This is a genomic window from Streptomyces sp. Root1310 (genome assembly GCF_001426425.1).
Lineage (GTDB): Bacteria > Actinomycetota > Actinomycetes > Streptomycetales > Streptomycetaceae > Streptomyces.
In genome coordinates, this window is record NZ_LMEQ01000031.1 from 262,186 (window position 1) to 274,401 (window position 12,216).

Below are 12,216 nucleotides of genomic sequence, written 5' to 3' on the forward strand. Positions count from 1 at the left end.
GATTACGAAGCGGCGCGACGGCCGCGCGCGGGCTTGCGTCCGCGTGCCGCGCCGTCCTGCTCCAACTGCTCCTCCACGGCCCGCTGCGCCCGGACGGTCGCCCCCGCGATCAGGGCGGAGGCCAGCTCCCCGTCCCGCTCCTCGCAGGCCTGGAGCAGCCGCTCCTGGTCGTCGACGCTGTGCGCGAGCCGGCCGGCCCGGGTCAGGCTGAGGTGCCGCAGCATCAGCGTGCGCAGGGCCAGCGAGTCCAGGATCTGCTTCAGCGTGGGGTTGCCGACGATCTCGGACATCCGCTCCTGGAGCAGCACGTGGTTCCAGAAGTATCCGTCCACGTCACCGTCGTCGGCGAGCTCGCGCATCCGTTCGACCCGGGTGCGCAGCTCGGCCAGTTCCTCGTCGTCGGCCCGCTCCACCAGCAGCCCCGCGAGCATCGACAGGAGGTTCTTGCGCACCTGGTAGATGTCCCGGATGTCCTGCGGGGTCGGCGCGGCCACCCTGGGGCGGCGGCGCGCCTTCATCTCGACCAGGCCCTCCTGTTCGAGGAGCATCAGCGCCTCGCGCACGGGCGTACGGCTGGTCTCGAACCGGCGTGACAGATCGACGCTGTTCAGATCCTGACCGGGCTCCAGTCGGCCCTCGATGATGCCCGCGCCGACCCACTCGGCGATCTGCGCGACCAGCGGTTCGCGCCGGTCCCGCAGCCGCAGGAGGCGCTCCAGCACAAGGTGCGTGTCCTGAACGGTCATGCCGTACTTCTCCCTGCCTGTCCGGGCTCACAGCCGACGCAACGGTGTCGACACCGTCTCACCCCTGGGTGGTCCACACCGGAGATGCCCGCCTTGCTGTCGACAGTCTGCCTCCAACACCGCGGTTCGACCCTGAAAGTGAACAGAAACGTCGGCAAAAAGGTCGGCAACAAGGGCGGCCAGCAGCGTCCACACGAACATTGACGGACGTCGACGTCGACGTCGACGCAGACCCGAATACCGGAGAAACGAGGAGACATGAAGCGAGTCCGCACGAGTCCACCGGCCCTCACCGGACGTTCCGTGGTGGGCGGCGATCGCGGCGACGGGCGCCGCCCAGATCGACTACGCCCTGTCGTACGGGGACCGGTTGCGCAGCCTCACCGTCTCCGGGAGTGCCATGGGCGTCCAGGACGCGGAGTACGCGGAGCCCGCCGCCGCCCTCCAGCCCGACCCGTTCGGCGACATGCCCGTCGACTTCAAGGAGCTCGGCCCCTCGTACCGGGGCGGCGACCGGGACGGGGCGGCGGCCTGGCTGGAGATCCACGAACGCGCCAGGACCTCCGCCGCCTTCGCCCAGTCCCTCGCGAACACGATCACCCGGTCGGCGCTGGAGACCCTCACCCTGCCCGTGCAACTCATCACCGGAGACGCCGACCTGTACAGCCCGCCGTCCGTCATGCGCCTCCACGCCGGCCATCTGCGGGACGTCGGGACGCATGTCGTCCGCGAGGCCGGCCACAACCCGCACCGGGAGCAGCCGGCCGCCTGGAACCGGCTGCTGATCGCCTTCCTCCGGCGGCACCGCGGCGGCCGCTCCTAATGGCCGCTCCTGGACACGGGGTCGTACGCGAGCGCCGTCGACGGGTCATCGCCCGCACCGTTGCGATGACCCGTGACGTCCATGTCTCCGCGCTCATCTCACCGACACCGAACCGATCGAACCGATCGAACCGATCGAACCGACGGAGACCGACAGTGGCCCGGCTCTCGGGTTACGGCTCTTCGGCGCCCCGGCCCGACGGCGATTTCCCCGGATTTCTTCGAGCGGGACCGTTACGGAACTGCCGGTCGAAGTCCGGGGATTACCTTGACCATGGAGTGACGGGCATGTGTGGGTATTGTATGCGCCGGTCATTCCATGACGGTGTATCAGCCTTTCGGTACGGATTCATCCGGCGTCGCTCCCGAGGAAGGCTTGCGGCGTTATCTGAGGTGCAGTAACTACGTGGACCATGAACCTGTTCACCCGTGGCGCATCTTCCCGACGCCCGGCTCCCCCCACAGCTCCGCAATCCGCCGCCGACCCGCTGTCGCATCACTCCACCGGCCTGCCGAATCCCGCCCTCGTGGCACTGACCGGCGACTGGATGATCGACCCGGCGCACAGCCGTATCGGCTTCTCCGTCCGGCACGCCCTGGTGACCACCGTGCGCGGTGCTTTCACGGAATACCAAAGCCGGCTCTACTTCGACGGCCGCGACCCCGCCCGTTCCCGGGCCGAGATCGTGTTGTCCACCGCCAGCGTCGACACCGGCGTGGAGCAACGCGACGCGCATTTGACCGGCCGTGACTTCCTGGATGCCGCGACCTATCCGCGTATGCGTTTCACCAGTACCGCCGTACGACTCGCGGGCCCCGACGTGTACCGCATGACCGGCGACCTCACCATCAAGGCGACCACTCGTCCGGTAGTCCTCGAACTCACCTACATAGGACATGTCACCGACCCGTTCGGCTATGAGCGGGCCGGTTTCGACGGGACCACCACCATCGACCGTTCCGAATGGGGCCTGACGTACAACGCGCGACTGGCCGAGGGCGGCGCCATGGTGAGTGAGAAGGTGCGCCTCCAGTTCGACATCGCGGCCATTCGCACCACCCCCGCGGGCTGACCGGCTCGGGGGCGAAGTCAGCGCAGGGCCCTCTGAGCCCGCGTAGGCGTTTACGGTTCCGGCTGTTCACGTCCGTCGCTCCTTGCGCCTGCACCGGTCACCGGCCGACGACGACGATGAGCAGGATCAGCGGTTCGGTGAAACTCCGCAGTCCGGAGACCGTGGAGATCACGACGGTGAACAGGATGCTGGGCCGCAAGGGCGCGGCGGGAGGCCGGGTGGCTGAAGAGCATCGGCGTGAGGGGGAACCCTTCAGCCACCCGGGGTGCGTGACCTGGTCCGCTCGGACGGTGCCGACGCGTCCGTGACGGCGGAATATGCCGTTCATCCGCTTCGGCCTACCGGAGCAGGGTCCGGGCCTGGCTCCGAATTACGCAAGAGAGTGCACCCGCTGCGCAGCTTTGACAAGAGTCAAGCGCGGATCGAGACATTCATGCTCGCCCTTGCTTGGGTTTGACGCATCGGCGCGCATGGTCGCAACTGGAGGACGAGCGACCGCTCATGCGGGTCTACGGCGCTGCCGTACCGGCCCCGGGTGAGGACGATCCCTTCGCCGACGTGGCAGCCGTCCGGATCGAGACCAAGGACGCCCTGGCCGTCCGATGCGCGGACCTCGTCAGGGACGACGAGACCGTGCTGTTCGACATCGGCACGCACCACGGCCCACCAGGTGGAACGCCATTGCACGGGCGGCCCCGAGCCGGGCCTGTCGGTCCGCCGATCAGCCCGCTTCCGTCAGGGCCGCCCGCGCGGCCGTGAGGATCTCCTCGGAGAGGGGCGAGTCCTTGGTGGCCCGGGCCAGGACGAGTGCGCCGAGCATCGTGCACAGACGGGCGACGCCGTCCTCGTCCTCGGTGGCGAGCCACTCCGCGAAGTCGGCCACGCCCTCGGTGTAGACGCGGTGCGCCCCCTCGGCGCCGGGTTCGCGGGCCATGTCGTGGGCGAGCGCGGCGGTGGGACAGCCCTCCGCCGGGTTGTCGCGGTGCTCGACGGACAGATAGGCGTCGATCAGCGCCCGCTGGGCGGCGGCGCGCTGTCCGGTGCCCTGCTCGACGGCGGCCGCGCGGCGCTGGGCGAGTTCCCCGAAGGCGTGGGCGGTGGCTTCGTCGATGAGCGCGTCCTTGGAGGCGAACTGCTTGTAGAAGCCGCCGTGCGTCAGCCCGGACGCCTTCATCAGGTCGGCGACGCTGATGTGCGTGCCCTGCTCGCGGAACAACCGGGAGGCGGTTCGCACGACCCGTTCGCGGTTCTCCCGCGCCTGCGCCTGTGACACACGACCCATCGGCTCTCCTCGGTTGAATGTCGGTTGCCATCTATTCTATGCTCAGTTTAGATTTCAGTCGTAATCTAATTAACCCACGGACGGGCCCCTCCCTCCGGGGTCCACAGCACCGGGAGCAGACATGGAACTCAAGGACGCCGTCGTAGTGGTCACCGGCGCCAACCGCGGACTGGGACGCGAGCTGGCCACCCAGCTCCTGGAGCGTGGCGCGAAGGTGTACGCCGCCGCGCGCCGGCCGGAGACCGTCGACCTGGCCGGCGCGATTCCGCTCCGCCTGGACGTCACGGACGAGGAGTCCGTCCTGTCCGCGGCCCGCGTGGCGTCCGACGCGACGCTGCTGGTGAACAACGCCGGCATCTCCACCGGCACCTCGCTCATCGCGGGCGGCCTGGACGCCGTGCGGCTGGAGATGGCGACCAACTTCTTCGGGCCGCTCGCCGCCACCCGCGCCTTCGCCCCGGTCATCGAGCGCAACGGCGGCGGCGCGGTGCTCAACGTCCTGTCCGTGCTCTCCTGGCTGCACCCGGCCGGCCTCGGCTCCTACGCGGCGACCAAGGCCGCCGCCTGGGCGCTGACCAACGCGACCCGCGAGGAGCTGGCGCCCCGCGGCATCGCCGTGTCCGCGCTGCACGTCGGATACATGGACACCGACATGGCCGCCGCCGTCCCCGCCGACCAGAAGGCCGACCCCGCCGACGTCGCCGCCCAGGCGCTCATCGGCCTCGAGCAGGGCCTGCCCGAGATCCTCGCCGACGAGACCACGCGATACGTCAAGCAGGGCCTGGCCTCGGCGCCGAGCGCGGCATGAGGCGGTCCGGCCGGGCGGCCCGGCCCCGCACGGAGCCGGGTCACCCCTGAGGGCGAGGCACCGGGAAGAGCAGACAACTGCTGGTGGCGTGGGCGAGCAGACGGTCCCTCGCGTCGAACAACTGCGCCTGGGCCAGGGCGGTTTGACGGCCGGCGGTGACCACCGTACCGATGGCACGGACGGTGCCCGTGTCGGCCGTGATCCGCCGCAGGAACTTCACCGTCAGGTCCAGGGAGGTGTAGGCCATGCCCAGCGGGAGGGTGGACTGGACGGCGCATCCCGCCGCCGAGTCGAGCAGGGTGGCGAAGATGCCGCCGTGGACGCTGCCGATCGGGTTGTAGTGCTCCTCGCCGGGCGTCAGGGAGAAGACGGCCCTGCCGGCCTCCACCTCGTCCAGGGTGAAGTCGAGGGCATGGCTGACGGGCGGTCCCGGCAGCCGCCCCGACTGAAGTTCGCGCAGGAATTCGAGACCCGCCATGCGTCCGGCGGCGTCCGCCAGGATCGCCGGATCTTCCCACTGATACGTACGTGTTCGTCCCACAGCCCAGTGCCTCCATCTGACTTTTCGAAGTGAAGCTAGCTTCCCCGTCGGCTGACTGTCAACGACGAAGTCAGGGTCCTAGGATGGCGGGATGAAGTGGCTTGAGGCGAGCACGGAGAACTGTCCCGTCCAGCGCACGCTCGACGTGATCGGGGAGAAGTGGACCTTGCTGATCCTGCGGGACGCCGTCAACGGCGTCCGCCGCTTCGACGACTTCCACCGCCATATCGGCTTGTCGGAGGCGGTCCTCAGCGACCGCCTCCGCAAGCTGACCGCGGCCGGGATCCTGAGGACCGTCCCCTATCAGGAGCCGGGCAGCCGCCCCCGCAACGAGTACCGGCTGACCCGCAAGGGCTGGGACCTGTGGCCCGTCCTGATGGCACTGAGCCAGTGGGGCGAGGCGTACGCCCTCGACGCCGAGGGTCCCGTGCTGGACGTGCGCCACACCGAGTGCGGCGCTCCGCTCCGCGTCGTCGTCGAGTGCTCCGCGGAACACTCCGCCCTCGGCCCCGGGGAGGTCACGGCCCGGCTGGGACCTGGCGCCCGGCCCCGTTCGTGAGCGTGACGCCGTACGCCTCCGGGTCGAACCCGGCCAGCCGTCGGCGCATCCGGCCCGTCGACCAGGGCCAGCTGAAACTGTTGCGGCCGTTGCCGTCGAGGTAGTAGCTGGAGCATCCGCCCGCGTTGTAGACGGTGGGCGCGAGGGCCTGCTGCACCTCGGCGGCGAAGGCGGCCTGGACCTCGGGACGGACGTCCATGGCCGCCCAGCCGGCCGAACGGAAGTGCCGCACCGCGCCCGCCAGATACTCCAGTTGGGCTTCGAGGACCATGAAGGCCGAGGAATGCCCGGTTCCGAGATGCGGCCCGAGGAGGAGGAACGCATTGGGGAAACCGCTCACGGTCGTGCCCAGATAGGCGTCCGGGCTGCCCTTCCAGTGCTCGTCCAGGCAGACACCGTCGGCGTCGAACACCCGCTGGGCGATGGGCATGTCCAGGATGTGGAAGCCCGTGCCCAGGATGATCGTGTCGACGTCGGCGCAGGTGCCGTCCGCGCCGACGACCCGGTTGCCGCGGACGGCCTCGACCGCCGTGGCGTGCACGGTGACGTTGGGCCGGGTCAGTGCCGGGTAGTACGTGTTCGACAGCAGCAGCCGCTTGCAGCCGAGCGTGTAGTCGGGTGTCAGCGCCCGGCGCAGCCGCGGGTCCCTGACCGTGGCCGCGAGATGGAGGGTGCCCACCTTCTGCACCGCCCGCAGCAGGGCGGGATGCCGGAAGCCGAGGCCCAGGGTCTCCATCGCCGCGTACTCCGCGCTCCGCAGGGCCCGCTGGGCGGCCGGAAAGCGTCGCAGGAGCCGGCGTTCGGCCCCCGGCACATGGTGGTCGGGCTTGGGAAGCACCCACTGCGCGGTCCGCTGGAAAAGGTCCAGCCGAGCCACCCGCGGCTGGATGGCGGGCACGAACTGCACGGCCGACGCGCCACTGCCGACGACGGCCACCCGCGCGCCCGCCAGATCGTGGTCGTGACGCCAGCGCGAGGAGTGGAAGACCTCACCGGAGAAGTCCGCCAGCCCGGGGATCTCGGGAATCAACGGCTCGTGCCAGGGTCCCGCGGCAGCGATGAGCAGGCGCGCCGTGTAGCGGTCACGGCTGGTCTCGACGTGCCAGCGCGCCTCGTCGGCGTGCCACTGCGCGCGCAGGACCTCGGTGCCGAAGCGGATGAGCGGGGTGATCCCGTACGTGGCCGCCGTGCGGTGCAGATAGGCGCGGATCTCGGGCTGGGCGGCGAAGGCCCGCGTCCACCCGGGGTTGGGCGCGAAGGAGTAGGAGTACAGGGCGGAGGGGACGTCGCAGGCGCAGCCCGGATACGTGTTGTCCCGCCAGGTGCCGCCCGGCTCGTCCGCCTTCTCGAGGAGGACGAGGTCCCGCAGACCGGCTTCACGCAGCTTGATCGCGGCTCCGATGCCGGACAGGCCGCTGCCGATGATGAGCGCCTCCACCTCGTGGGTCTCGCGTGTGACGGTCGCGGTGGTGCCGTCGGGTCGGGACATGTCAGGCTCCTGTACGCGGGCGAGGACACGGCACGGGTTCTGCCAGAAGGTCACGGACCGTCGCCCGCGTCGTACGAAGAGAGGTCTCCAGCACGGCCGGCCGGCGGCGTGGGTCCATGAGGTTGCCGCCCATCGCGGCCAGGTCGGCGGCCGTGGGCTCGATGCGGACGACGCGGGTGCCCGTGGCGCTCAGCGCGGCGCACTCGGCGCTCAGGATGCGGGTCATGACGCGGCGCAGCAGCGCTTCGGCCCGGCCGAGTCCGCTGCGCCGCCCGGGAGCCCGCGAACTCATCGGCGCCACGACGTACACCTCGTCCAGCCCGCAGGGCACCAGCAGGTCGGCCGAGGTCGGGGAACCGATGCCGCCGTCCGCGTAGCGCCGGCCGCCGATGCGCACCGGCGGAAACCAGCCGGGGACCGCCCAGGAGGCACGGAGCGCGTCCCGCAGGGCGACCGGCGGGATGTCCGGATGCCCGAAGGGCGTGCGCCGGCCCGAATCGAAGTCGGTCGCCACCAGCCAGGTCGCGGGATGGGCCACCCACTTTCCGTCCGGTGCCAGGAAGTCGGCGGCGGCCGCCAGCCAGGTGGCGTCGCCCCTGCCCCGCGGCAGCAGGCCGGACAGACCGGTCAGCGCGGGCAGGGCACCGCCCAGTGCCCGGCCGGCGAGTCGTGGTGATCCGAGGAGGGCGGCCGGCCGTGGCGGTACGCCCCGGGGCGGCGCCCCGAAGTGGTGCGCCAGCTCGGGCCGGGAGTCCTCGCCCCCGAGCTGTGCGGCCAGCAGCTCCCGCACACCGATGCCGCTCCCCAGCATGGCGGCCAGCTCGGCCCCCGCCGAGGTGCCCACCAGGACGTCCGCGTCACGCGGATCCCAGCGCAGGGCCTCCTGGAGCGAGTGCAGGGCGCCGATCGTCCAGGCCGCGCCGAGCGTTCCGCCGCAGCCCAGCACCAGCCCCCGGGAAGGTGTCGCTCTGCTTCCGGTCGTGGTCAATGCAGTCTCCGCCCCTCTGCGATACCGCCGAGATCCGGATACTAGCGGTATCTGAAATCGAGGGACAGGCCCTGCGGGGATAGGATCCGAGAGCCTTCGGCACTTCGCGGGACAGCCGCACCGGACGGACGCCGCACAGGACGGACAAGGAAACGGACAACATGGCCCGCCTCAGCCGCGTCGAGAGCCAGGAACGCACTCGGGAACGGCTCGTCACCACCGCCCGGGACCTGTTCCTGCGCAACGGCTACGCCGCCACTTCCCTCACCGACGTCGCGGAAGCAGCCGGTTTCTCCAAGGGAGCCGTCTACTCGAACTTCCGCAACAAGGACTACCTGTGCCTCGCCGCCATCGACGACATCCGAGCCGAGCAGCTGAGGCTGCTGACGGACTCCGTCAGCGGTGACGACCGGTTCGAGGTCCGCCTCGCGGCCTTCTCCGCCTGGGGCGAGGCGCACATCGGCGACGAGGCGTGGACCACGCTCGAGGTCGAGTTCCTCACGCGCGCCCGTCACGACGAAGAGCTCCGGCGTGAGATCACGGCGCGCGCCACCGCCGTCCGCGAAGTACTGGCCCAGCTCCTGGAGGCGCTCGCCGGGGAGCTCGGAGCCGGCTTGGCCATGCCCGCCGACCAGGCCGCGATGACCCTGCTCAGTCTGGGTATCGGCCTGGGCATCCAGCGGGTGGCCGACCCTTCGGTTCCCACCACGGTCCTCACGGACACCCTGCGGCTCGTGCTGAACCTGGGGGCATGAAGCCGCGGCGCCCGCACGGGGCGCCGGGCCTAGCCGGAGGTGGTGAAGCGGGACCGCCACAGATCGCGGAGCAACGCGATCTCGGCCATGTGGTGGATGAATTCGAGGTTGGCCGACGCCAGCACACCGATGTACGGGTAGTCGCGGTCGTTGCTGTACGGGTACCGCGAGAACCCGACCGTGTCGAGCTGCTCGTCGGTGACACCGGCGACGCCGTCCCGCCAGCGGTCGATCACCGCCCAGAACCGCTCCAGGGTCGGGACGGCGGAGGGCGTGAAGTCGACCATCAGCTTCGGGTCCTGCCGCCGTTCACCGAAGGTCCACTCCCACATGCCCGCGAACTCGAAGTGCAGGTGCCCCAGGCGCCACGCGATGGTCGTGATCGGCGTCGCGTCGGGTTCCGGGTCGCCGGTGTGGGCGAGGATCTCCTCGACCCGCTCGACACTCACGCTCCAGTCCTCGGCGATCCTGGCGACGGACATGCCGTCGGCTGCCTGCCGGGCGACCTCGGCGTACTCGTTCGCCGGGATGTCCGCGGCACCCAGGTCGAGCACCCACTCCCCGGGCCCGAACGCCCTGGGCGTCGCCGCTTCGCCCCGGCGCCGGAGCGACCAGCAACCGGGCACCGGCTCCCACAGATACTCCTCGTCGCCGAGCCCCGTCAGCCGTACCTGGGCCATCTCCCTGGCCTGGTCGAACTGGTCGAGCAGTGGACCCAGACGGTCGGGTCGCGCGCCCTCGGTCCGCATACGTGGCTCCCCTCGGTCGCGCCGCGTAACTCACCGCGCTCAGGCGGAAGTTAACGGCTCACGTCACCGGCCGCCACCGATTTCCCCACTCCCCGGAGCGCATGTGGGGCAGCGGGCCGCACCATGCCATGGGTGCGGGGGCCTGTCCTCGACGGCACGGAGAGGAGCACGGCCACCTGCGCCGGTATCGCCGCCTCGCCGCCGGCGGGCTCACGCACCGCCAAGGGGCCGAAGAGCAAGGCGTTCCTTGTCGAAGTCGTCCACGCTCCGGTCTGTTCGTCCGTCCGTCCGTTCGTCCGTCCGTCCGTCCGTTCGTCCGTCCGTTCGTCCGTTCGTCCGTCCGTCCGGGAATCAGAAACCCCGTGCCGCATGCGCCGACGGCCCTGACGACGTCATGGCGAGACGAAGTGCTCGCGCAGTGTCGAGACCAGGAGCCGGTCGGTCAGGCCTCGCCGTTCGACGGCGTCCGACGGGCGGGGAAAGTCGCCCTCCACGATGCCCGAGCGGCTGTGAACGTGGTAGCGGTCGCCGAGGGTGTGCATGAGCACCCCGCGGACGTCGTCGAGCAGGAGTTCCGGTGGGGCGCCGAAGGCCGCGAACGTCTTGTGCTCGCCTGCCAGTACATCCACCGGGCCGAGCAGCGAGCGCAGTTCCTCCAGCCCCAGCCACCGGTTCACCGAATGCGGGACGATGTCGAGGGCCACCCTGGCGCCGCGTGCCGCCGCGCGGTGCATGATCTCGAGGGTGCCCTCCCGCGTCGATGCGCGAAACAGCATGTATCCCGAGACGACGACGAAGGGGGCCCGGACGGCGCTTGCCACGGCGACCGTGTGTGCGGTGAGGGCGTTCCGATTGGCGTTCGGCGCCGCCACCATGGCGCGCGAACCGTCCGGCAGGTAGCCGACGAGCACCGCCCCGGTCCGCTCGACGGTGTTCTTGTCACTGATCAGCTCGATGCCGAGCGCCTGCAGTTCCTCGGCCAGGAATCGGGCGGGTAGGGATGTGGGGTCGCCCAGGCCGCTGACCAGTGAAACGGGAGAGAACCCGTTCTCCCTGCCCGCCCGGGCGAGGTTGAAGCCGGAGCCGCCCGGAGTGAGCAGAACCGACCCTTCGGTGTATCCCACTTCGCGCAGATCCTCGTCGGGCGTCACCAGCACGTCGACCGCCATGTCGCCCACGACCAGGAGCCCCACACGGTCACCGCGAGACATCGAAGTGCGAGGCGAGGTTTTCCCGTGCCGCGGACCAGGGGCTCAGGAACGGGAGAAGCGCGAGGGTCACCGGCTGTACGTAGAGGGAACCTCGGGTGATCAGCCCGCCGGACAGCCAGGCCACCAGGCCGCACGTCCGCCAGTCGTCGCCGCCCACGGCTGCCGAGACATCGCCGAGAGAGCCGCCGGCCGTCAGCACGGCGGCGGCGGACGGGGGCAGTTGGTAGGTGGAGCTTCTGCTCCGCCCGACCTGGTCGGCGGTGGCGACGACGACCCAGGCCATGACCATGACCGTGCCGTCGACCGTCTCCACACCCCCCTCCAGTCCGACCCAGAAATCAGCCTGCGGGAGTGCCTTCCGCACCGATTCGGCGCGGTACTCGGCACCCCTGCGCGTCTCGTCGTCACCGCGGGGCTGCTCCGGGGCGCCCGCGATCGCCACGCCCTCGACCAGGACGGGCCCGAGCAGCTGGGTGAATCCCTCCCGGATCGCGTCGATCTTGGCCTGGTTGGTCGATCCGACGGCGACGCGCGGGAGCGTGGTCGAAGTCGTTTCCTCAAAGGGCATGGGGCTTGCTCCATGTCACGGTCGTTCGGCCTTCCTCGTGGGAGAAGCGTGCACCGGGCAGGAGCGAGCCGTAGACGGATACGAAATCCCGCTCGCTCAGAAAGACATCCGCGCGGAGATGACCTCTCCACCGCGGACTCAGACGGAACAGTACGATCCGCAGCGCCGCGACGACACCGAGGCGGCCTCGATAGTTGCGGAACGATGTGACGACCCGCCAGGTGTGTCCGATCCGGCGCCGCCGGGGCCTGTTCGGCGCGGAGAAATCGATGAGCGCGATCCGTCCGCCGGGAGAGGTGACCCGGACGATCTCCGCCAGCGATTCTTCCGGATCGGTGTGGTGCAGCGCTCCGTAGCTGAAGACGTAGTCGATGCTTTCCGTGGCCAGTGGCAGCTTCGCCGCGTCCGCCGTGATCAAGGGAACCTCGGGGACCCTCGCGCGGCGCAGTATCGCGTGATCGATGTCGAGGCCGATCACACGGTCGAAGCGACCGCTCAACTCCCTTGCCACAGCGGCTGAACCGCACCCCACGTCGAGTGCCACACCAGGCATGGTCCGTGCCCCCGTGACGCCGAGCCCCTTCAGGATCGCCGCGCCGGTGAGGGGGGCCCTGGTTCGTTCCCA

Annotated in this window: 14 protein-coding genes; 5 read left to right on the forward strand and 9 right to left on the reverse strand. The window is 70.3% G+C overall.

Annotated features, from left to right (window positions below; genetic code table 11):
- Positions 1 to 2: 2 nt before the first annotated feature.
- A complete protein-coding gene (locus ASD48_RS31890; protein ID WP_057605277.1) occupies positions 3 to 746 on the reverse strand; it encodes a GntR family transcriptional regulator in 744 nt (247 codons plus the stop codon).
- A 370-nt stretch (positions 747 to 1,116) separates the two neighbouring features.
- On the opposite strand from ASD48_RS31890, the gene ASD48_RS31895 reads away from it, so the two are divergent.
- On the forward strand, positions 1,117 to 1,569 hold the full coding sequence (locus tag ASD48_RS31895; protein WP_157880752.1) for a hypothetical protein: 453 nt from the start codon (positions 1,117 to 1,119) through the stop codon (positions 1,567 to 1,569).
- A 412-nt stretch (positions 1,570 to 1,981) separates the two neighbouring features.
- Complete coding sequence (locus tag ASD48_RS31900; RefSeq protein WP_057605279.1) at positions 1,982 to 2,641, forward strand: YceI family protein; 660 nt, start codon at positions 1,982 to 1,984, stop codon at positions 2,639 to 2,641.
- 721 nt (positions 2,642 to 3,362) lie between these two features.
- Here ASD48_RS31900 and ASD48_RS31910 read toward each other — a convergent pair.
- Positions 3,363 to 3,923: a TetR/AcrR family transcriptional regulator gene (locus ASD48_RS31910; RefSeq protein ID WP_057605281.1), complete on the reverse strand. Its 561-nt coding sequence runs from the start codon at positions 3,921 to 3,923 to the stop codon at positions 3,363 to 3,365.
- 121 nt (positions 3,924 to 4,044) lie between these two features.
- On the opposite strand from ASD48_RS31910, the gene ASD48_RS31915 reads away from it, so the two are divergent.
- Complete coding sequence (locus ASD48_RS31915) at positions 4,045 to 4,731, forward strand: SDR family oxidoreductase (RefSeq protein ID WP_057605282.1); 687 nt, start codon at positions 4,045 to 4,047, stop codon at positions 4,729 to 4,731.
- 40 nt (positions 4,732 to 4,771) lie between these two features.
- Here the strand turns inward: ASD48_RS31915 and ASD48_RS31920 are convergent, their stop codons facing one another.
- Positions 4,772 to 5,272 carry a PaaI family thioesterase gene (locus ASD48_RS31920; protein WP_057605283.1) on the reverse strand — a complete coding sequence of 167 codons (501 nt, stop codon included), beginning with the start codon at positions 5,270 to 5,272 and terminating at the stop codon, positions 4,772 to 4,774.
- 91 nt (positions 5,273 to 5,363) lie between these two features.
- On the opposite strand from ASD48_RS31920, the gene ASD48_RS31925 reads away from it, so the two are divergent.
- Entirely contained in the window at positions 5,364 to 5,831 is a 468-nt protein-coding gene (locus ASD48_RS31925; protein WP_057605284.1) for a helix-turn-helix domain-containing protein, read from the forward strand.
- Here ASD48_RS31925 and ASD48_RS31930 read toward each other — a convergent pair.
- Positions 5,791 to 7,320, reverse strand: a complete 1,530-nt coding sequence (locus ASD48_RS31930) for an NAD(P)/FAD-dependent oxidoreductase (RefSeq protein ID WP_057605285.1) — start codon at positions 7,318 to 7,320, stop codon at positions 5,791 to 5,793. The two genes, ASD48_RS31925 and ASD48_RS31930, sit on opposite strands and share 41 nt — an antisense overlap.
- Before the next feature lies 1 nt (position 7,321).
- Positions 7,322 to 8,308 carry a patatin-like phospholipase family protein gene (locus tag ASD48_RS31935; protein WP_242432797.1) on the reverse strand — a complete coding sequence of 329 codons (987 nt, stop codon included), beginning with the start codon at positions 8,306 to 8,308 and terminating at the stop codon, positions 7,322 to 7,324.
- Between the two features lie 161 nt (positions 8,309 to 8,469).
- On the opposite strand from ASD48_RS31935, the gene ASD48_RS31940 reads away from it, so the two are divergent.
- Positions 8,470 to 9,063 (forward strand): TetR/AcrR family transcriptional regulator, encoded by a 594-nt coding sequence (locus tag ASD48_RS31940; protein WP_057605286.1) that lies wholly within the window; start codon positions 8,470 to 8,472, stop codon positions 9,061 to 9,063.
- Positions 9,064 to 9,092: 29 nt separating this feature from the next.
- On the opposite strand, the gene ASD48_RS31945 is transcribed toward ASD48_RS31940, so the two are convergent.
- The 4 genes from ASD48_RS31945 to ASD48_RS31960 form a co-directional block, all read right to left on the reverse strand.
- Positions 9,093 to 9,812: a DinB family protein gene (locus ASD48_RS31945; RefSeq protein ID WP_057605287.1), complete on the reverse strand. Its 720-nt coding sequence runs from the start codon at positions 9,810 to 9,812 to the stop codon at positions 9,093 to 9,095.
- 392 nt (positions 9,813 to 10,204) lie between these two features.
- Positions 10,205 to 11,005, reverse strand: coding sequence for a carbohydrate kinase family protein (locus tag ASD48_RS31950; RefSeq protein WP_057605288.1), 801 nt, complete (start codon positions 11,003 to 11,005; stop codon positions 10,205 to 10,207).
- 4 nt (positions 11,006 to 11,009) lie between these two features.
- On the reverse strand, positions 11,010 to 11,591 hold the full coding sequence (locus ASD48_RS31955) for an inosine/xanthosine triphosphatase (RefSeq protein ID WP_057605289.1): 582 nt from the start codon (positions 11,589 to 11,591) through the stop codon (positions 11,010 to 11,012).
- Entirely contained in the window at positions 11,581 to 12,135 is a 555-nt protein-coding gene (locus ASD48_RS31960; protein WP_157880753.1) for a class I SAM-dependent methyltransferase, read from the reverse strand. Before ASD48_RS31960 ends, ASD48_RS31955 begins: the two co-directional genes overlap by 11 nt.
- Between the last annotated feature and the right edge of the window lie 81 nt (positions 12,136 to 12,216).